The 17,211-nt window shown below is 59.9% G+C and carries 15 protein-coding genes and 2 tRNA genes; 13 read left to right on the forward strand and 4 right to left on the reverse strand.

The genetic code is table 11. The features are described from left to right. The first annotated feature begins 88 nt into the window (after positions 1-88). From J5M71_RS01105 to J5M71_RS01125, 5 genes are all read left to right on the forward strand, one after another. Entirely contained in the window at positions 89-580 is a 492-nt protein-coding gene (locus J5M71_RS01105) for a DUF2867 domain-containing protein (protein WP_207828686.1), read from the forward strand. A gap of 231 nt (positions 581-811) precedes the next feature. Then, on the forward strand, positions 812-1,300 hold the full coding sequence (locus J5M71_RS01110) for a type VI secretion system tube protein Hcp (protein WP_207828688.1): 489 nt from the start codon (positions 812-814) through the stop codon (positions 1,298-1,300). 9 nt (positions 1,301-1,309) lie between these two features. Next, positions 1,310-2,284 carry a hypothetical protein gene (locus tag J5M71_RS01115; RefSeq protein ID WP_207828697.1) on the forward strand — a complete coding sequence of 325 codons (975 nt, stop codon included), beginning with the start codon at positions 1,310-1,312 and terminating at the stop codon, positions 2,282-2,284. Continuing rightward, positions 2,281-2,658, forward strand: coding sequence for a hypothetical protein (locus J5M71_RS01120; RefSeq protein ID WP_207828699.1), 378 nt, complete (start codon positions 2,281-2,283; stop codon positions 2,656-2,658). The genes J5M71_RS01115 and J5M71_RS01120 overlap by 4 nt, the downstream gene beginning before the upstream one ends. Before the next feature lie 592 nt (positions 2,659-3,250). Further along, positions 3,251-3,907 carry a Bax inhibitor-1 family protein gene (locus tag J5M71_RS01125; RefSeq protein WP_207828700.1) on the forward strand — a complete coding sequence of 219 codons (657 nt, stop codon included), beginning with the start codon at positions 3,251-3,253 and terminating at the stop codon, positions 3,905-3,907. Positions 3,908-3,957: 50 nt separating this feature from the next. Here J5M71_RS01125 and J5M71_RS01130 read toward each other — a convergent pair whose 3' ends face one another. From J5M71_RS01130 to J5M71_RS01145, 4 genes are all read right to left on the reverse strand, one after another. Next, positions 3,958-5,523, reverse strand: a complete 1,566-nt coding sequence (locus J5M71_RS01130) for an iron ABC transporter permease (protein WP_207828709.1) — start codon at positions 5,521-5,523, stop codon at positions 3,958-3,960. Further along, positions 5,523-6,536, reverse strand: coding sequence for an extracellular solute-binding protein (locus J5M71_RS01135; protein WP_207828719.1), 1,014 nt, complete (start codon positions 6,534-6,536; stop codon positions 5,523-5,525). The genes J5M71_RS01130 and J5M71_RS01135 overlap by 1 nt, the downstream gene beginning before the upstream one ends. Positions 6,537-6,962: 426 nt before the next feature. Beyond that, positions 6,963-7,049 (reverse strand) — tRNA-Leu (locus J5M71_RS01140). A gap of 88 nt (positions 7,050-7,137) precedes the next feature. After that, positions 7,138-7,224 (reverse strand) — tRNA-Leu (locus J5M71_RS01145). Between the two features lie 271 nt (positions 7,225-7,495). On the opposite strand from J5M71_RS01145, the gene rnr reads away from it, so the two are divergent. From rnr to J5M71_RS01185, 8 genes are all read left to right on the forward strand, one after another. After that, positions 7,496-10,072, forward strand: a complete 2,577-nt coding sequence (gene rnr, locus J5M71_RS01150) for a ribonuclease R (RefSeq protein ID WP_207828728.1) — start codon at positions 7,496-7,498, stop codon at positions 10,070-10,072. After that, positions 10,069-10,815 carry a 23S rRNA (guanosine(2251)-2'-O)-methyltransferase RlmB gene (gene rlmB, locus J5M71_RS01155; RefSeq protein ID WP_063911916.1) on the forward strand — a complete coding sequence of 249 codons (747 nt, stop codon included), beginning with the start codon at positions 10,069-10,071 and terminating at the stop codon, positions 10,813-10,815. The genes rnr and rlmB overlap by 4 nt, the downstream gene beginning before the upstream one ends. A 305-nt stretch (positions 10,816-11,120) precedes the next feature. Then, on the forward strand, positions 11,121-11,546 hold the full coding sequence (rpsF, locus tag J5M71_RS01160) for a 30S ribosomal protein S6 (RefSeq protein ID WP_013974420.1): 426 nt from the start codon (positions 11,121-11,123) through the stop codon (positions 11,544-11,546). A 28-nt stretch (positions 11,547-11,574) separates the two neighbouring features. After that, complete coding sequence (rpsR, locus tag J5M71_RS01165) at positions 11,575-11,805, forward strand: 30S ribosomal protein S18 (RefSeq protein WP_003249563.1); 231 nt, start codon at positions 11,575-11,577, stop codon at positions 11,803-11,805. A gap of 33 nt (positions 11,806-11,838) precedes the next feature. After that, complete coding sequence (locus J5M71_RS01170; RefSeq protein WP_063911915.1) at positions 11,839-12,702, forward strand: hypothetical protein; 864 nt, start codon at positions 11,839-11,841, stop codon at positions 12,700-12,702. Between the two features lie 20 nt (positions 12,703-12,722). Next, positions 12,723-13,169 (forward strand): 50S ribosomal protein L9, encoded by a 447-nt coding sequence (gene rplI / locus J5M71_RS01175; protein ID WP_003249568.1) that lies wholly within the window; start codon positions 12,723-12,725, stop codon positions 13,167-13,169. 112 nt (positions 13,170-13,281) lie between these two features. After that, the gene (dnaB, locus tag J5M71_RS01180) at positions 13,282-14,679 is read left to right on the forward strand and encodes a replicative DNA helicase (RefSeq protein ID WP_015271992.1); all 1,398 of its coding nucleotides are present in this window, start codon (positions 13,282-13,284) and stop codon (positions 14,677-14,679) included. Positions 14,680-14,881: 202 nt separating this feature from the next. Further along, the gene (locus tag J5M71_RS01185) at positions 14,882-17,182 is read left to right on the forward strand and encodes a YgiQ family radical SAM protein (RefSeq protein WP_207828736.1); all 2,301 of its coding nucleotides are present in this window, start codon (positions 14,882-14,884) and stop codon (positions 17,180-17,182) included. Positions 17,183-17,211 lie beyond the last annotated feature (29 nt).

The raw sequence follows: 17,211 nt of genomic DNA on the forward strand, positions 1-17,211 counted from the left end.
GTAGGAGCGGCCTTGTGTCGCGAAAGGCCGTTCCTACAGCGAGTCATGTTGCTAAGCTGTCGGCGACACATGACAAAGGGAGTTGCTCATGTCCGCCCAACTGGTCGCCGCCAAGGCATGCCTGGATTTTCTCCACACTGACAGCGTGCAGCTGACGGTACCGCTGACCGCCCTGCAAGCCTACTGCGCCATGACCTCGGACGTCCCCGGCTGGCTGGCCTTGGCTTTTCACATTCGCGACTTCATCTCACGTCGTTTCAATGTCGACGATATCCACGGCTTCACTCGCCGCGATCCAGAGCATGTACCAGCCGTCGGCGAGGGGCTGGACTTCTTCACTGTCGAGGCCATCTGCGACCAGCAACTGGTGCTGACCTCGCGCGATACGCACCTGGCCGTCATGGTCTGCATGGATGTGTCGACAGGGGAGTGCGGCTTCCCGCAGTTGGACGTGACCACCTCGGTGAAGTGCTTCAACACCTTTGGGCGTTTGTACATGGTGCCGGTTGGATGGGTTCATGGCCTGATCGTGCGGCGGATGCTGAGCAACTTGCAGGGCCATCGTTTCGAGCGTCGATAAGCAGCAGATTCTTACCTGATAAATCAGAATTTTTACCTGATGTTGTAGGTAATTTCCCAAAGTTTGCTTTGGTTGGTGCGTGCTATTGCGTGGCTTGGCACCGGGAGCTAGTGTCAACCGCGCCTCGAGGCGATAGCGCTAAACCGCCGTGAGTTTTTCAGGCACAGCCGCAAGATGACAATGTCAGAGCGTTGTCGTTATCAGTCCAAACATTACCAGGGAGAGGTAAGCATGGCTTTCGATGCTTATATTCAAATCACCGGAATCGCTGGTGAAGCGCTGGACGAGCAGTTCACTAACTGGATCGAGATCGCTGGCTATAAGTTTGGTGCCAACCAGAGCACCTCTGCCACCGCCAGTTCTGCGGGCGGCGCATCATCAGGCCGCACCACCCTCACCAACTTCTCTTTCACCAAACACCTGGACAGCGCCAGCTGCAAGCTGCTGGAAGCCAGCTGTGCCGGCCAGCACCTGAAAGAAGTGAAGTTGGTGCTGTGCCGAGCGGGCGGCGACAAGCTCAAGTACTACGAAGTCGTCCTCGAAGAAGTGATCATCGCCGACTACACCCAGAGCGCCAGTGCTGGCGTGCCGATGGAGGTGGTGCAACTGAACTATGGCCGTATCAAGACCACTTACACACGGCAGAAGCGCCTCGATGGAAGCGCGGGCGGTAACGTGACCGGCGGCTGGGATCGCATCAGCAACAAGAAATATGCGTGAGGTGCGACCATGTCCGAGGCACGTAGCTTTATCAATCCCCAAGCGCAATCGTATGAGTCGCTGAAGGCCGGCACGCCGATGTCGGCCAATCAGCGGGCCAAGTTTGATGTGTTGAATGCGCATATTGCCAATAGCGTCGTTTTCCCTGGCGAACTCGTGATCGTGGGTGATCCAAGCACCCCCTCCTGCACTAGTCATGAAGCTTTTCTCATGGGTAAGGCGGTTGGAATACACCATGACATCGAAATCAACGGCGGAGGTGTTGACGGATTTTTTTTGGATAATTTCGAGATGCTTAAGAGTGTGTTAGCTCATGCCTCTATGGGGGTTGGCGCGGCTAGCGATGCCTGGAGCAGGAGTTTGAGTTTCATCAAAGGGACGCTAGAAGAGATTGAGCAACTACATCGCACATATATGGGAAGTGGGACGTTGAATGCGCGCGACCAGTTTTATGCCATGCGCACAGCACTATTCACGAAGCTGGAGGAGCAACTCGATAAAGTGACTGCCCATGGCGCAGGGCTTAAAAATCAGAGCTCTATAAAGAGAATGTTAGAAATTTCCACTAAGAGCTACCTTCGGACAGGGGAAATTTCGAGGTATGCGGAAAAAGTAACCGGTGTCGCGCGAGCTGCAAACCTGATAAAGCGAGGTGCGTACATAGGAACCGCGCTGGATGTTGCATCAGCAGGTTTGGAAATACATAGGGCTTGTGTAATTGGGCGTGAGGATGATTGTCGTAGGGTGAAATATGTTGAGGGAAGCGCCTTGGTGGGTAGTGTGGTGGTAAGTGGGTACGGTGGTACCGTTGGTGCATTTATAGGGACTACAGTATGTGCTGTTGTTCTCGGTATTCCAACCGGTGGGACCGGGGCATTGGCATGCGTCGTTGTAGGTGGTGCGGCGGGAGGAGTAGTGGGCGGAGAGATTGGAAGCATGGCAGGGGAGAGGGTTGGGACGATTTTGTATGAGAATACACGATGACGGATAATCAAGAGGCAGCGATTTGGCTATTTTTGTTCACAATCGTAATTTCTACTATGCTTGCTTGGCTTTATATCGGCTGGCGGTATGCTGAATACATTGAATCTTTTTTTTCTGAAAGCTCCTTTGTGTTGGGGAATAAAAAAATGTATTCCAGTGCTGGCTTGTTTGGCAAAGTTATGCGCGTTGGTTCTGTTGCACTGATGTTGTCTATGGCTGCGTTATATGTGCGTAGAGGTTTGGTGAGCGCTTCGGAAGTGCTAGCGTTCCCCGTTGGTGTCAAACGTACGTTGGTGGGTCTTTGGCTGGTTCATGTGTTAGTGTTTGGTGTTCTTATAATGTTTTATTTTTGGGTCGGACTTTGTCGAAGCTAAGTTTGGCAGGTTCTGTGTGGTTGATTGGTTGGGTCGGTAGCGTAGTGCCTATGTCAACCTGCTGTCGCTTTATCTTGTTAGTGGTTGCTGTTAAGAGCTTAATTGGTGCTGGGTTAAGTTGAGCGTTTGATAAGGGGATAAAAAGCCAGCTTGTGATCGGAGGTGCTCTTGGTGGTGCTGCTGGCGATGCCATGGGAGGTGGTGTAGGGGAAATGTCAGGTGAATTGTTGTATGGGGTGACACAGTGATCGGCTTTGATACAAGGTGGTTAGGCATTCCTCTGATGGGGCGATCCTTTTGGTCATTTGCATATGGGTCTATGTTTCCATTCGCTACGTGGGCTACATTGAGTCGCTGCTTTCGAACAGTTCCATGGTTTCCGGTAATAAAAAGATTTTCATTCGGGCGGTTTTGCTTGGGAAGTCATGCGTACGGGCTCGGCCTCCGTCATGCTCTCAGCCAGTAAATACACTGATAATCCTGAAGTCACGATTAACAACACCGCATAAGGCACCTCCATCGCGAAATAGCAGCCTTGAGCGCGCGATCGCGCTTGGTACTTGTAGAAATGGATCCAGGGGGCATAATAGATATGCTGGAGAACGAAACCTTCAATCGACTCGGAAGCAATCATAAAATATCGGCGAGCATCTACAATCTGATCCTCGGCGCAGTACTGCTGTGGGGTTTCTTCGTCAACTGGTATCTGGTAATTACGGTGCCGCCCGATATTGTTCGGTCCATCCCCATGATGCTGTTCCTGGTTGGCTACTTGATCACCGCGTTAGCGGGTGTCGCGATCATCTTCAAATCTGAAAAGCCGTTGTACAGTTTCCTCGGCTACAACCTGATCGTGATTCCGGTCGGGTTGCTGCTTGTCATCGTCCTCCCAAAGTACTCACATGAAAACATTGTGAATGCCTTGCAGGCGACCGTCTTGCTAACCGTTACCATGATGTTGCTGGGGGCTGCATTCCCCCGCTTCTTCAAGCGCATCAAGGCGTCATTATGTATAGCTTTGATAGCTGTGATCTTCGTTGAGTTGGCGCAGGTTTGGTTATTCGGTATCCATCTCGCGGTAATGGATTGGATCACTGCACTGATATTCTGTGGCTATATCGGGGTCGATTGGGGGCGTGCGAACCAGATCGAGCGGACCGTGGATAATGCGATAGACAGCGCTGCATCGCTGTATCTGGACATTATCAATCTGTTTCTGCGGGTCTTACGGATCGTATCCAGGAAGTGAATTGCCCTAGTGGCGTAATACCCAGGCCGTATGGCGGCCTGGGCAAGCTTTCAAGCCTTATTCAAATACATCCGGGTAGTCAGCAGATAAACCGGCAACCCCGAAACCACAATCAGCAACGCCGCATAAGGCGCCGCCGCCGCGAACTCGACGTTGGCCGTATGCGCCCACACCTCTGTGGCCAGGGTGGTCATGCCGGTCGGGCTGAGCAGCAAGGTGGCAGTCAACTCCTTCATGGCGTCCAGGAACACCAGGGCAAAGGCTGCCGCCATGGCCGGGAAGATGATCGGCAGGGTCACCCGGCAGAACGCGGCAAAGCTGCTCGCGCCCAAGGTCCGTGCCGCTTCCTCCAGGGTAGGTGAAGCCTTGTTCAGTGCGGTGCGCACCGGCGACTGCGCCAGCGGCAGGAACAGCAGCGCATAGGCCAGCAGCAACAGTGCCGTGGTCTGGTACAGCGCCGGCACGTAATGCAGGGCGAAGAACACCAGGGTCAGGGCAATCACCAGGCCTGGCAGGGCGTGCAACAGGTATGGCAGGCGCTCGGCCCAAATTGCCAGGCGGCCCTTGTAGCGCACCACCAGGAAGCTGATTGGCAGGGCTAGCAGCACGCAGAAACCGGCACCCCCCAGCGACACCGACAGCGAGGTGAGCAGCGCCTTGGAAATGGCTGCCACAGGGAATGCCGCCGATGAACCCACGCTCAACCAGTAGCCGAGCATGGCCAGCGGAATACCGCTGCCCAACACCGCCAGGCCCACGCAGAACAGTTGCGCCAGCACTGCCCAGCCACGCAGCCGCACCGGTTGTGCTCGCCGCGCCACACCCTGGCCGATGCGCACATGGCGGGCCTTGCCACGTACCCGCAACTCAAGCCACAGCATCACCAGGCACATCGCCAACAGTACGGCGGACAGCATGGCGGCGTTGGCATTGCTGAACTCCAGTTCGAACTGCTGGTAAATCGCCGTGGTGAAGGTTTGCAAGCCGAGGATCGACAAGGCGCCGAACTCCACCAGCATGTGCAGGGCGATCAGCAGCGCGCCGCCCAGCATCGATGGCCACAGCAGCGGCAGGGTGACCTTGATGAATACGCCCCAGCGGCTGCAGCCCAGCGTACGTGCCGATTCCTCCAGTGAGGTATCGAGGTTGCGCAGGGTTGCCGCCACCGGCAGGAACACCAGCGGGTACTTGGACAGGGCCATGACCATGATTGCCCCGCCCAGCCCTTCGAAGTCCGAGCTCAGCGACACCCAGGTGAAGCTGCTGACGAACGACGGCACGGCGAACGGCAGGCACAGCACCACGCCCCACAGCCGACGACCGGCCAGGTTGCTGCGCTCCAGCAGCCAGGCCAGGGCCATGCCGACCACCATGCAGGTCAGCGTCACCCCGGCCATCAACATCAGGGTGTTGCGCATCAGCCCCCAGACAAACGGCCGCCACAGCAGGTGCAAGGCTTCGCGCCAGCCGGCTTCCCAGGCTTTCATGGCAACGTACAGCAATGGCAGCAAGCTCATGGCCACCAGGAACAGCACAGGCAGCACCACCCAGATCGAGGGGCGCTTGCGGCGCGGTACGAAGCGTACCGGCACCGGCTCGGACAGGGCGGCAGTCATCAGAGCAGGCCGACCTCGCGCTCAAGCTCGATCGCTTCCTCGGCATTGCCCAGGTCGGCTGGCGAGATCTTCGGCGGGCGCAGGTCTTCGAACGGCTTCAGGCCACGGTCGGAGACCATGCCTTTATGCAGCGGGTACTCGGCGGTGGTCTGGGTGATCACGCGCTGGCCTTCTTCGCTGGCCATCCAGTTGAGCAGGGCCTGGGCTTCTTTCGGGTGCTTGCTGGCCTTGACCACGGCTGCGCCGGAAATGGTGACCAGGTTGCCGGCATCGCCATCGGCCAGGTAGTAGAGCTTGGTGTCCAGCTTGCCGCGCTCGCGCTCAAGCGCATACCAGTAGTAGTTGTTCACCAGTACCGCAGCCACTTCGCCTTTTTCCACGGCTTTCAGGGCGACCATGTTGTTGGTGTAGGGCTTGCCGAATGCCTTCAGGCCGGTCAGCCATTCTTCGGTGGCTTCTCGCCCGTGCATCTTCAGGATGGCCACGGCCTGCTCCTGGAAGGCGCCGCTGGTGGGCACATAGCCGACGCGCCCTTCCCACTCGGGGTTGGCGAAGTCCATCACTGTGGTCGGCAAGTCTTTCTCGTCGACCTTCTTCGGGTTGAACACGACGATGCGCGTACGGGCGGTGATGCCCATCCAGGTGCCGTTGGCGCCAACGTACTCCTTGGGCATCATGTTCGCGGTGGCGTCGTCGATTTTCGCCAGCAGGCCCAGCTCACCCAGGTTGTTCAGGGGAGGGGACTCTTCGGTATAGATGATGTCGGCCGGCGAGCGTTCGCCTTCCTCGATGATCTGGCTGGCCAGCTGGTTGCTGCTGCCCTTGCGGATATCGATATGAATGCCGGTCTTGGCCTCGTAGGCCTGGGCGATGGCTTCGCCGATTTCCTTGTGCTGACCGTTGTACATGGTCAGGGTGACCGGTGCGTCTGCCATGGCGGCCGGAGCGCCGATGGCCAGGCTCAGCACGGCGGCGGCCAAGGTACGCATCAGCGGTTGCGGGCGGATCGTCATGCGGGTACTTCCTCGCTTACGGCTACATATTTGGAAACAATGGTAAACGAAATCGTTTCTCAAGTGGCCGGGTGACGAGAAATTCATGGTCGGATTGCCTTGGGCCTTTTTGCGCCTGTGAGATCGAGCGCCGCCCGCGCGGCGCATCGCGGCTAAAGCCGCTCCTACATTTGTTGCAACGTGCCGAACCTGTTACGCCATGGTTGCCAGCCCTGGCTCATGACTTGAACCATGCAAACAAGGCTGACAACCATGGCTTCACAGGCATGGCCACGTTGCAACAAATGTAGGAGCGAATTTATTCGCGATGCGCCGCGCGGGCGGCGCTCGATCTCATAGACGCCAGAGCAGTCCGGGCAGGCGAGGAGGGAGAGACAAAAATCGCAGGCAAGAAAAAACCCACTAGCAAGCTAGTGGGTTTTTGTATGGTGCCCAGGAGAAGACTCGAACTTCCACGACCGTTAAGTCACTGATACCTGAAACCAGCGCGTCTACCAATTCCGCCACCTGGGCAAAGCTTTACATCATCTGGAGAAGGCGACTATCGTTCGCTTTCACACAGTAGTAACAGATCCTTGGTCATCTGTTACTTGAAAATATTTGGTGCCCAGGAGAAGACTCGAACTTCCACGGCCGTTAAGCCACTGATACCTGAAACCAGCGCGTCTACCAATTCCGCCACCTGGGCACACATTCGAGATTACTTGATGCTTTACAGCGCCGCTCATCTCTACTACAACTTCGGGGTTGTCCGTCGTTGTGGTGCGCACTATACGGACGGTCCGGGGGGCTGTAAACCCCCCAAGCGAAAAAAATTTCAAAAAATTCAACTTGTTGATTCCGCAGGCCTATTCCGGCTCGCCGGAGACGCCGGTGGGGCTGTCCAAGGCTGACATTTCCGGTTTCAATACGCCTATGCCAGAATTCCTATCTATATACCCCAAGGTGAACCCCTTCTGATGGCCGATTGGCAATCCCTCGATCCCGAGGCCGCTCGCGAAGCGGAAAAATACGACAACCCCATTCCCAGCCGTGAGCTGATCCTGCAGCGCCTTGCCGACCGTGGCGAACCGGCCGCACGCGAGGAGCTGGCGGCCGAGTTCGGTCTGTACGACGAAGACCAGATCGAAGCCCTGCGCCGCCGCCTGCGTGCCATGGAGCGTGATGGCCAGCTTATCTATACCCGGCGCGGCACTTATGCCCCGGTAGACAAGCTGGACCTGATCTGCGGCCGCGTCGCCGGTCACCGCGACGGTTTCGGCTTCCTTATTCCGGACGACGGCAGCGAAGACCTGTTCCTCAGCCCGTCGCAGATGCGCCTGGTGTTCGACGGCGACCGCGGCCTGGCCCGCGTCTCTGGCGTCGACCGCCGTGGCCGCCGTGAAGGCGTGCTGGTCGAAATCATCTCCCGTGCCCACGAAAGCGTGGTCGGCCGTTACTTCGAAGAAGGCGGTATCGGCTACGTGACCCCGGACAACCCGAAGATCCAGCAGGAAGTGCTGGTCACCGCCGGGCGCAACGGCGGCGCCAAGATTGGCCAGTTCGTCGAGATCAAGATCACCCACTGGCCGACCCCGCGCTTCCAGCCGCAGGGCGATGTGGTCGAGGTTATCGGCAACTACATGGCGCCGGGCATGGAAATCGACGTTGCCCTGCGCAGCTACGATATCCCGCACGTCTGGCCCAAGGACGTGATCAAGGAAGCGCGCAAGTTCCGCTCCGAAGTCGAAGAGAAGGACAAGGAGAAGCGCGTCGACCTGCGCCACCTGCCGTTCGTCACCATCGACGGCGAGGATGCCCGCGACTTCGACGACGCCGTCTATTGCGAGCCGCTGGGCAAGCTGCGTCTGTTCTCCGGTGGCTGGCGCCTTTATGTGGCCATCGCCGACGTGTCCAGCTACGTGCGCCTGGGCTCGGCCCTGGACGTCGAGGCCCAGCAGCGCGGCAACTCGGTGTACTTCCCCGAGCGCGTGGTGCCGATGCTCCCCGAAGAGCTGTCCAACGGCCTGTGCTCGCTGAACCCGCATGTCGATCGCCTGGCCATGGTCTGCGAAATGACCATGAACAAAGCCGGCCAGATGGTCGACTACCAGTTCTACGAAGGCGTCATCCACTCCCACGCCCGCCTGACCTACAACAAGGTCAGCAGCATGCTCGAGCACTCCCGCACCCGTGAGGGCAAGGCGCTGCGCGAGGAGTACAAGGCAGTCGTGCCGGACCTGAAGAACCTGTACAACCTGTACAAGGTGCTGCTGGATGCCCGTCACGCCCGGGGTGCCATCGACTTCGAAACCCAGGAAACCCGCATCATCTTCGGTGACGAGCGCAAGATCGCGGAAATCCGCCCGACCGTGCGCAACGATGCCCACAAGCTGATCGAGGAGTGCATGCTGGCGGCCAACGTGGCCACCGCCGAGTTCCTGCAGAAGCACGGCGTGCCGGCCCTGTACCGCGTGCACGACGGTCCGCCGCCGGAGCGCCTGGAAAAGCTGCGCGCCTTCCTTGGCGAACTGGGCCTGACCCTGCACAAGGGCAAGGACCCGTCGCCGAAGGATTACCAGGCACTGCTGGCGAGCATTGCCGGGCGCCCGGACTTCCACCTGATCCAGACCGTGATGCTGCGTTCGCTGAGCCAGGCGGTGTACAGCACCGACAACAACGGCCACTTCGGGCTGAACTACGAGGCGTACACCCACTTCACCTCGCCGATCCGCCGTTACCCGGACCTGCTGGTGCACCGCGCCATCCGCAGCATCATCCGTTCCAAGGTGGATACCCCGCACGTCAAGCGTGCCGGCGCCATGAGCATCCCCAAGGCGCGCATCTACCCGTACGACGAGAACACCCTGGAGCAACTCGGCGAGCAATGCTCGATGACCGAGCGCCGGGCCGATGAAGCCACCCGTGACGTGGTCAACTGGCTCAAGTGCGAGTTCATGAAGGACCGCGTGGGCGAGACCTTCCCGGGTGTGATCACTGCGGTGACCGGTTTCGGCCTGTTCGTCGAGCTGACCGACATCTACGTAGAAGGCCTGGTGCACGTCAGTGCGCTGCCGGGTGACTACTACCACTTCGACCCGGTGCATCACCGCCTGTCCGGCGAGCGTACCGGGCGCAGCTTCCGCCTGGGCGACACCATCGAAGTCAAGGTCATGCGTGTTGACCTCGACGAGCGCAAGATCGACTTCGAAGTGTCGGAGAAAACCCTCGCTGCGCCGATTGGCCGCAAACAGCGTGGCGCTGCGCCAGCCGCCGAGCAGCCCGCGCAGGCACCGGTCGAGGCCAAGGCTACGCCGAAACCACGCAGCCGCAAGAGCGAAACCGCCGAGGCATACTTCCCGAAAGATGCCGTGCAGCGTAACGCCGAGGTGCGCAAGAGCCGCGAAATGAAGAAGGCGCTGATGAGCGAGGCGCGCAGTGGCGGCCATGCCAGCAGCAAGTCGGACAAGGGCGGCAAGTCGTCCGGCAAGCCGACCAAGCACCGTAAAGGCCCGCCGAAGTCCGGTGCGCCACGCAAGAGCAAGAGCAAGTCATGAGTCAGCTGGAAAAGATCTACGGTGTGCACGCCGTGCAGGCATTGCTGCAGCACCATCCGAAGCGGGTCAAGCAGATCTGGCTGTCGGAAGGGCGCAGCGAGCCACGCCTCGAAACGTTGCTGGCGCTGGCTGCGGAGAACCGCGTGCCGGTTGGCCAGGCCGAGCGTCGTGAGCTGGATGCCTGGGTAGAAGGTGTGCACCAGGGCGTGGTCGCCGAGGTGAGCCCGAGCCAGGTGTGGGGCGAATTGATGCTCGAGGAGTTGCTCGAACGCACCGAAACACCACCGCTGATTCTGGTGCTGGATGGTGTGACCGACCCGCACAACCTTGGCGCCTGCCTGCGTACCGCCGATGCCGCCGGTGCCACGGCAGTGGTGGTGCCCAAGGACAAGTCCGCGACCTTGACGCCGGTTGTGCGCAAGGTGGCCTGCGGCGCGGCGGAGGTAATCCCGCTGGTGGCCGTGACCAACCTGGCGCGCACCCTGGAAAAGCTGCAGCAGCGTGGCCTGTGGGTGGTGGGCACCGCCGGCGAGGCCGAGCAGGAGATCTACCAGCAGGACCTGACCGGGCCACTGGTGATGATCATGGGCGCGGAAGGCAAGGGCATGCGCCGGCTGACCCGCGAGCATTGCGATTTTTTGGTGAAGTTGCCGATGGGCGGTAGCGTCAGCAGCCTGAACGTGTCGGTGGCGACTGGCGTGTGCCTGTTCGAGGCTGTGCGTCAGCGTCAGGCCAAGCGCTGATCTTCAGCCTGTACCGGCCTCTTCGCGGGTAAACCCGCTCCCACAGGGATCGCACAAGGCCTGAGCCCTGTGGGGTACCTGTGGGAGCGGGTTTACCCGCGAAAGGGCCGGCAGTCTGTAATGTGTTTCAGGCTGTTCAAATATTCACCAATCACCTTGCTTGTGCGCCCCGCCTTCTCTACAATTGCGCCCCTTGCCGAGCTGGCAGGCGCTCATGTGCCTCCCCTCCGTGCAAGACATACAGTGTCATTCACTCCTTGTCTGACCAGATTTACTGGCAGACTACTAACCCGTAAGGAGCATTCATGCGTCATTACGAAATCATCTTCCTGGTTCACCCGGACCAGAGCGAACAAGTCGGCGGCATGGTTGAGCGTTACACCAAGCTGATCGAAGAAGATGGTGGCAAGATCCACCGCCTGGAAGACTGGGGCCGTCGTCAACTGGCCTACGCAATCAACAATGTTCACAAGGCTCACTACGTGATGCTGAACGTTGAGTGCACCGGCAAGGCCCTGGCCGAGCTGGAAGACAACTTCCGCTACAACGATGCCGTTATCCGTAACCTGGTCATCCGTCGCGACGAAGCCGTTACCGGCCAGTCCGAGATGCTGAAGGCTGAAGAAAACCGCAGCGAGCGCCGTGAGCGTCGTGAACGTCCTGAGCATGCTGAATCCGCCGACGGCGACGACAGCAATGACAGCGACTCCAGCGATAACGCTGACGAGTAATCCACGGACCTTTAGAGGAGCCTATTAAATGGCACGTTTCTTCCGTCGTCGTAAATTCTGCCGCTTCACTGCTGAAGACGTGAAAGAGATCGACTTCAAAGATCTCAACACCCTGAAAGCTTACGTATCCGAAACCGGCAAGATCGTTCCAAGCCGTATCACCGGTACCAAAGCTCGTTATCAGCGTCAGCTGGCTACCGCTATCAAGCGCGCCCGCTTCCTGGCCCTGCTGCCCTACACCGACAGCCACGGCCGCTGAGACCGGGTCGTCGACAAGCAGTAAGGGATTAGCATGCGAGCGTTAGCAAGTTTCATCATGCGCGGTCGTGTGCAGGCCACCCTGGTGGTGGTCATCAGCGCGGTACTGCCGCTGCTGTTCTGGTTGAGTGCCGCTGCCGGCAGCCTTGTGCTGCTGCGGCGTGGGTTCAAGGATGCTACAACGGTCATCGCCGGCGGCCTGCTGGCCGGGCTGGCCGTGTGGGTCATGGGCGATCCCATCACCTTTCTGGTGATTGCGGGTGCCCTGGCCCTGGCCGCCATGTTGCGTGCCGAGCATCCCTGGAGCCGGGTGTTGCTCGCCAGTGCCGTGTTCGCCGTGGCTTTCAGCCTCGTGCTTGATCTGGCGCTGGCGCAAACCTTCGATGTGCTGGCCAAGGCGTTTGCCGAAGCCATGCCGAAAATCGAGGGGCAACCGGTGCTCTCTGGTGAGCTGATCCGCCCCGTGCTGGTCGCTTCCACAGCAGTGACGGTGCAATTGTTCAGTGTGCTGGCGTTGATGCTGGCGCGCTATTGGCAGGCAGCGTTGTACAACCCTGGAGGCTTCGGGCGCGAGTTTCGCGAACTGAAGTTGCCGAAACAGACCATGGCGGTCTTGGTGGCAGTGATGGTGGTGGCGCCGTTTATCGGCCCGCAGTTCATCATCCTGGCATCGGCCTCGAGCCTGGTACTGGTGCTGGCCGGCATCGCCTTGATGCACGGGCTGGTGGCGCAGGGGCGACTGGCCGGTTTCTGGCTGGTGGGCATGTACGTGACGTTGCCGCTGATCATGCAGCTGATTTATCCGTTGCTGGTGGTTCTGGCCATTGTCGACAGCCTGATTGATTTTCGCGGTCGCAAGTCCCCCAAGGGGAATGACTCCGCGAACGGTGAAGGTTAAAAGTTAAGAGGTTTTACCAAATGGAACTGATCCTGCTGGAAAAAGTCGCTAACCTGGGCAACCTGGGCGACAAAGTAAAGGTTAAGGCTGGTTACGGCCGTAACTTCCTGCTGCCATTCGGCAAGGCCACCGTTGCCAACGCCGCCAACCTGGCTGCGTTCGAAGAGCGTCGCGCCGAGCTGGAAAAAGCAGCTGCTGACAAGAAAGCTTCGGCTGAAAGCCGCGCTGCCCAACTGGCCGAGCTGGAAGTGACCATCACTGCCACCGCTGGCGACGAAGGCAAGCTGTTCGGTTCGATCGGCACCCACGACATCGCTGACGCCCTGACCGCCTCCGGCGTTGAAGTGGCCAAGGCTGAAGTTCGTCTGCCGAACGGCACCATCCGTCAGGTTGGCGAATACGACGTAGCCGTGCACCTGCACAGCGACGTTGAAGCCACCGTACGCGTGGTCGTCGTAGCTGCCTAAGCTGCGCTGACTGGCTGGCCCGTCAGGTGTCAGCCGGTTAACATCGGGCACGGTCCTGTTCATACAGGCCGTGCCCTTTGTCTTTTTCGTCCTCCTGAATTCTTTCGTGGCCATGAACGAGATCACCACCTCCGAACAGCTTGACCTGCAAACCGCAGCCCTGAAGGTGCCGCCGCATTCCATCGAGGCCGAACAGGCCGTGCTCGGTGGCCTGATGCTGGACAACAACGCCTGGGAGCGGGTGCTGGACCAGGTGTCGGATGGCGACTTCTACCGGCATGACCACCGCCTGATCTTCCGTGCCGTGCACAAGTTGGCCGACGCCAACCAGCCATTCGATGTGGTGACCCTGCACGAGCAACTGGACAAGGAAGGCCTTTCTTCGCAAGTCGGTGGGTTGGCGTACCTGGCCGAGCTGGCCAAGAACACCCCGTCGGTGGCCAACATCAAGGCCTACGCCGCGATCATTCGCGAGCGCGCCACCCTGCGCCAGCTGATCAGCATCAGTACCGACATCGCCGACAACGCCTTCAACCCGCAAGGGCGTAACGCCGAAGAGATTCTTGACGATGCCGAGCGGCAGATCTTCCAGATCGCCGAGGCGCGGCCGAAGACCGGCGGCCCGGTGGGGGTCAACGAACTGTTGACCATGGCCATCGACCGCATCGACACGCTGTTCAACTCCGACAGCGACATCACCGGCGTATCCACAGGCTTTACCGACCTCGACGAGAAGACTAGCGGCCTGCAGCCAGCCGACCTGATCATTGTCGCCGGCCGACCGTCGATGGGTAAGACCACTTTCGCCATGAACCTGGTGGAAAACGCCGTACTGCGTACCGACAAGGCGGTACTGGTGTTCTCTCTCGAGATGCCAGGTGAATCGCTGATCATGCGTATGCTCTCGTCCCTGGGCCGTATCGACCAGACCAAGGTGCGTTCCGGCCAGCTGGACGACGACGACTGGCCACGCCTGACCTCGGCGGTGAACCTGCTAAACGACCGCAAGCTGTTCATCGACGATACCGCCGGCATCAGCCCCTCGGAAATGCGTGCGCGTACCCGCCGCCTGGCCCGTGAGCACGGTGAAATCGCCATGATCATGGTCGACTACCTGCAGCTGATGCAGATCCCGGGCTCGGCCGGTGACAACCGGACCAACGAAATTTCCGAGATCTCCCGCTCGCTCAAGGCCCTGGCCAAGGAGTTCAACTGCCCGGTCATCGCCCTGTCGCAGCTGAACCGCTCGCTGGAACAGCGGCCGAACAAGCGCCCGGTGAACTCCGACTTGCGTGAATCCGGTGCGATCGAGCAGGACGCCGACGTGATCATGTTCGTGTACCGCGACGAGGTGTACCACCCTGAGACCGAGCACAAGGGCGTGGCGGAAATCATCATCGGTAAGCAGCGTAACGGCCCCATCGGCTTCGTGCGCCTGGCGTTCATCGGCAAGTACACCCGCTTCGAGAACCTTGCGCCGGGTATGTACAACTTCGACGACGACGAATAAGCCACTGGCCCCATCGCCGGCAAGCCAGCTCGCACAGGAGATCACTGCCTTGAGGCCGGTGGAGCCCCTGTGGGAGCTGGCTTGCCGGCGATGAGGCCGGTACAGGCAACCCATGAATCCGACAACCACCGTCGGATTTGGTCAAAATTTGTGCTATATTCCGCGCCCGCGATTTCCCTGCACACCAGAACCGGTCACTGACATGCAAGCAGCCAAACCACTCTACGACTATCCCAAGTACTGGGCCGAATGCTTCGGGCCAGCACCTTTCCTGCCGATGAGCAGGGAGGAGATGGATCTGCTCGGCTGGGATTCCTGCGACATCATCATCGTGACCGGTGATGCCTACGTCGACCACCCGTCGTTCGGCATGGCCATCATCGGCCGCCTGCTGGAGGCCCAGGGCTTCCGCGTGGGCATCATCGCCCAGCCGAACTGGCAGTCGAAAGACGACTTCATGAAGCTCGGCGAACCGAACCTGTTCTTCGGCGTGGCTGCCGGCAACATGGACTCGATGATCAACCGCTACACCGCGGACAAGAAGATCCGTTCCGACGACGCCTATACCCCAGGCGGTCTGGCCGGCAAGCGTCCGGACCGTGCCAGCCTGGTGTACAGCCAGCGCTGCAAGGAAGCCTACAAGCATGTACCGATCGTATTGGGTGGCATCGAGGCCTCGTTGCGCCGCATCGCTCACTACGACTACTGGCAGGACAAGGTTCGCCACTCGATCCTGATCGACGCCAGCGCCGACATCTTGCTGTTCGGCAACGCCGAGCGCGCGGTGGTCGAGGTGGCCCAGCGCCTGTCCAACGGCGAGAAGATCGAGACGATCACTGACGTGCGCGGTACCGCCTTCGTGCGCCGCGATACCCCCCAGGGCTGGTACGAGATCGACTCCACCCGCATCGACCGCCCAGGCCGTGTGGACAAGATCATCAACCCGTACGTGAACACCCAGGACACCCAGGCCTGTGCCATCGAGCAGGCCAAGGGCGAGGTGGACGACCCGAACGAAGCCAAGGTGGTACAGATTCTCGACAGCCCGCGGATGACCCGCGACAAGTCGGTAATCCGCCTGCCATCGTTCGAAAAGGTGCGTAACGACCCGGTGCTGTACGCCCACGCCAACCGTGTATTGCACCTGGAGACCAACCCCGGCAACGCCCGCGCCCTGGTGCAGAAGCACGGTGAGGTAGATGTGTGGTTCAACCCGCCACCCATCCCCATGACTACCGAAGAAATGGACTACGTGTTCGGCATGCCCTACGCCCGTGTGCCGCACCCGGCCTACGGCAAGGAGCGCATCCCGGCCTACGAGATGATCCGCTTCTCGGTGAACATCATGCGTGGCTGCTTTGGTGGCTGCACCTTCTGCTCGATCACCGAGCACGAAGGCCGCATCATCCAGAACCGCTCGCACGAGTCGATCCTGCACGAAATCGAAGAGATGCGTGACAAGGTGCCGGGCTTCACCGGCGTTGTCTCCGACCTTGGCGGCCCGACTGCCAACATGTACCGCATCGCCTGCAAGAGCCATGACATCGAGAAGCACTGCCGCAAGCCGTCGTGCGTGTTCCCGGGCATCTGCGAAAACCTCAATACCGACCACAGCTCGCTGATCGAACTGTACCGCAAGGCGCGTGCCTTGCCGGGTGTGAAGAAGATCCTGATCGCCTCGGGCCTGCGCTACGACCTGGCGGTGGAGTCGCCGGAATACGTCAAGGAACTGGTCACCCACCACGTCGGCGGTTACCTGAAAATTGCCCCGGAGCACACCGAGCGTGGCCCGCTGGACAAGATGATGAAGCCGGGCATCGGCACCTATGACCGCTTCAAGCGCATGTTCGAGAAGTTCTCGAAAGAGGCGGGCAAGGAGCAGTACCTGATCCCGTACTTCATCGCCGCGCACCCGGGCACCACCGACGAAGACATGATGAACCTGGCCCTGTGGCTGAAGGGCAACGGCTTCCGTGCCGACCAGGTGCAGGCGTTCTACCCGTCGCCGATGGCCTCGGCCACGGCCATGTACCACTCGGGCAAGAACCCGCTGCGCAAGGTGACCTACAAGAGCGAAGGGGTGGAGATCGTCAAGAGCGAGGAGCAGCGCCGCCTGCACAAGGCGTTCCTGCGTTACCACGACCCGAAGGGCTGGCCGATGCTGCGTGAAGCGCTGCAGCGCATGGGCCGCGCCGACCTGATCGGGCCGGGCAAGCACCAGCTGATCCCGCTGCACCAGCCGCAGACCGATACCTACCAGAGTGCGCGCCGCAAGAACTCGACCCCGGCGGGTAGCCACAAGGTGGGCAAGGACCAGAAGATCCTTACCCAGCACACCGGCCTGCCGCCGCGTGGCAGCGATGGCAGCAAGCCGTGGGACAAGCGTGAAAAGGCCAAGGCCGAAGCGTTTGCGCGCAACCAGCAGGCGGCCAAGGAGCGCAAGGAAGCGGCCAAGGGTGGCAAGGGCAACAAGAAGCCGCGTCAGCCAGTCATTCCGCGCTAACTGATCCATATTGGGACCGCTTTGCGGTC

Source organism: Pseudomonas sp. 43(2021) (genome assembly GCF_017490805.1).
GTDB lineage: Bacteria > Pseudomonadota > Gammaproteobacteria > Pseudomonadales > Pseudomonadaceae > Aquipseudomonas.

Coding starts and splice junctions, on each gene's coding strand:
- J5M71_RS01105 (WP_207828686.1), top strand. CDS start 89: ATGTCCGCCCAACTGGTCGCCGCCAAGGCATGCCTGGATTTTCTCCAC.
- J5M71_RS01110 (WP_207828688.1), top strand. CDS start 812: ATGGCTTTCGATGCTTATATTCAAATCACCGGAATCGCTGGTGAAGCG.
- J5M71_RS01115 (WP_207828697.1), top strand. CDS start 1,310: ATGTCCGAGGCACGTAGCTTTATCAATCCCCAAGCGCAATCGTATGAG.
- J5M71_RS01120 (WP_207828699.1), top strand. CDS start 2,281: ATGACGGATAATCAAGAGGCAGCGATTTGGCTATTTTTGTTCACAATC.
- J5M71_RS01125 (WP_207828700.1), top strand. CDS start 3,251: ATGCTGGAGAACGAAACCTTCAATCGACTCGGAAGCAATCATAAAATA.
- J5M71_RS01130 (WP_207828709.1), bottom strand. CDS start 5,523: ATGACTGCCGCCCTGTCCGAGCCGGTGCCGGTACGCTTCGTACCGCGC.
- J5M71_RS01135 (WP_207828719.1), bottom strand. CDS start 6,536: ATGACGATCCGCCCGCAACCGCTGATGCGTACCTTGGCCGCCGCCGTG.
- rnr (WP_207828728.1), top strand. CDS start 7,496: ATGGCCGATTGGCAATCCCTCGATCCCGAGGCCGCTCGCGAAGCGGAA.
- rlmB (WP_063911916.1), top strand. CDS start 10,069: ATGAGTCAGCTGGAAAAGATCTACGGTGTGCACGCCGTGCAGGCATTG.
- rpsF (WP_013974420.1), top strand. CDS start 11,121: ATGCGTCATTACGAAATCATCTTCCTGGTTCACCCGGACCAGAGCGAA.
- rpsR (WP_003249563.1), top strand. CDS start 11,575: ATGGCACGTTTCTTCCGTCGTCGTAAATTCTGCCGCTTCACTGCTGAA.
- J5M71_RS01170 (WP_063911915.1), top strand. CDS start 11,839: ATGCGAGCGTTAGCAAGTTTCATCATGCGCGGTCGTGTGCAGGCCACC.
- rplI (WP_003249568.1), top strand. CDS start 12,723: ATGGAACTGATCCTGCTGGAAAAAGTCGCTAACCTGGGCAACCTGGGC.
- dnaB (WP_015271992.1), top strand. CDS start 13,282: ATGAACGAGATCACCACCTCCGAACAGCTTGACCTGCAAACCGCAGCC.
- J5M71_RS01185 (WP_207828736.1), top strand. CDS start 14,882: ATGCAAGCAGCCAAACCACTCTACGACTATCCCAAGTACTGGGCCGAA.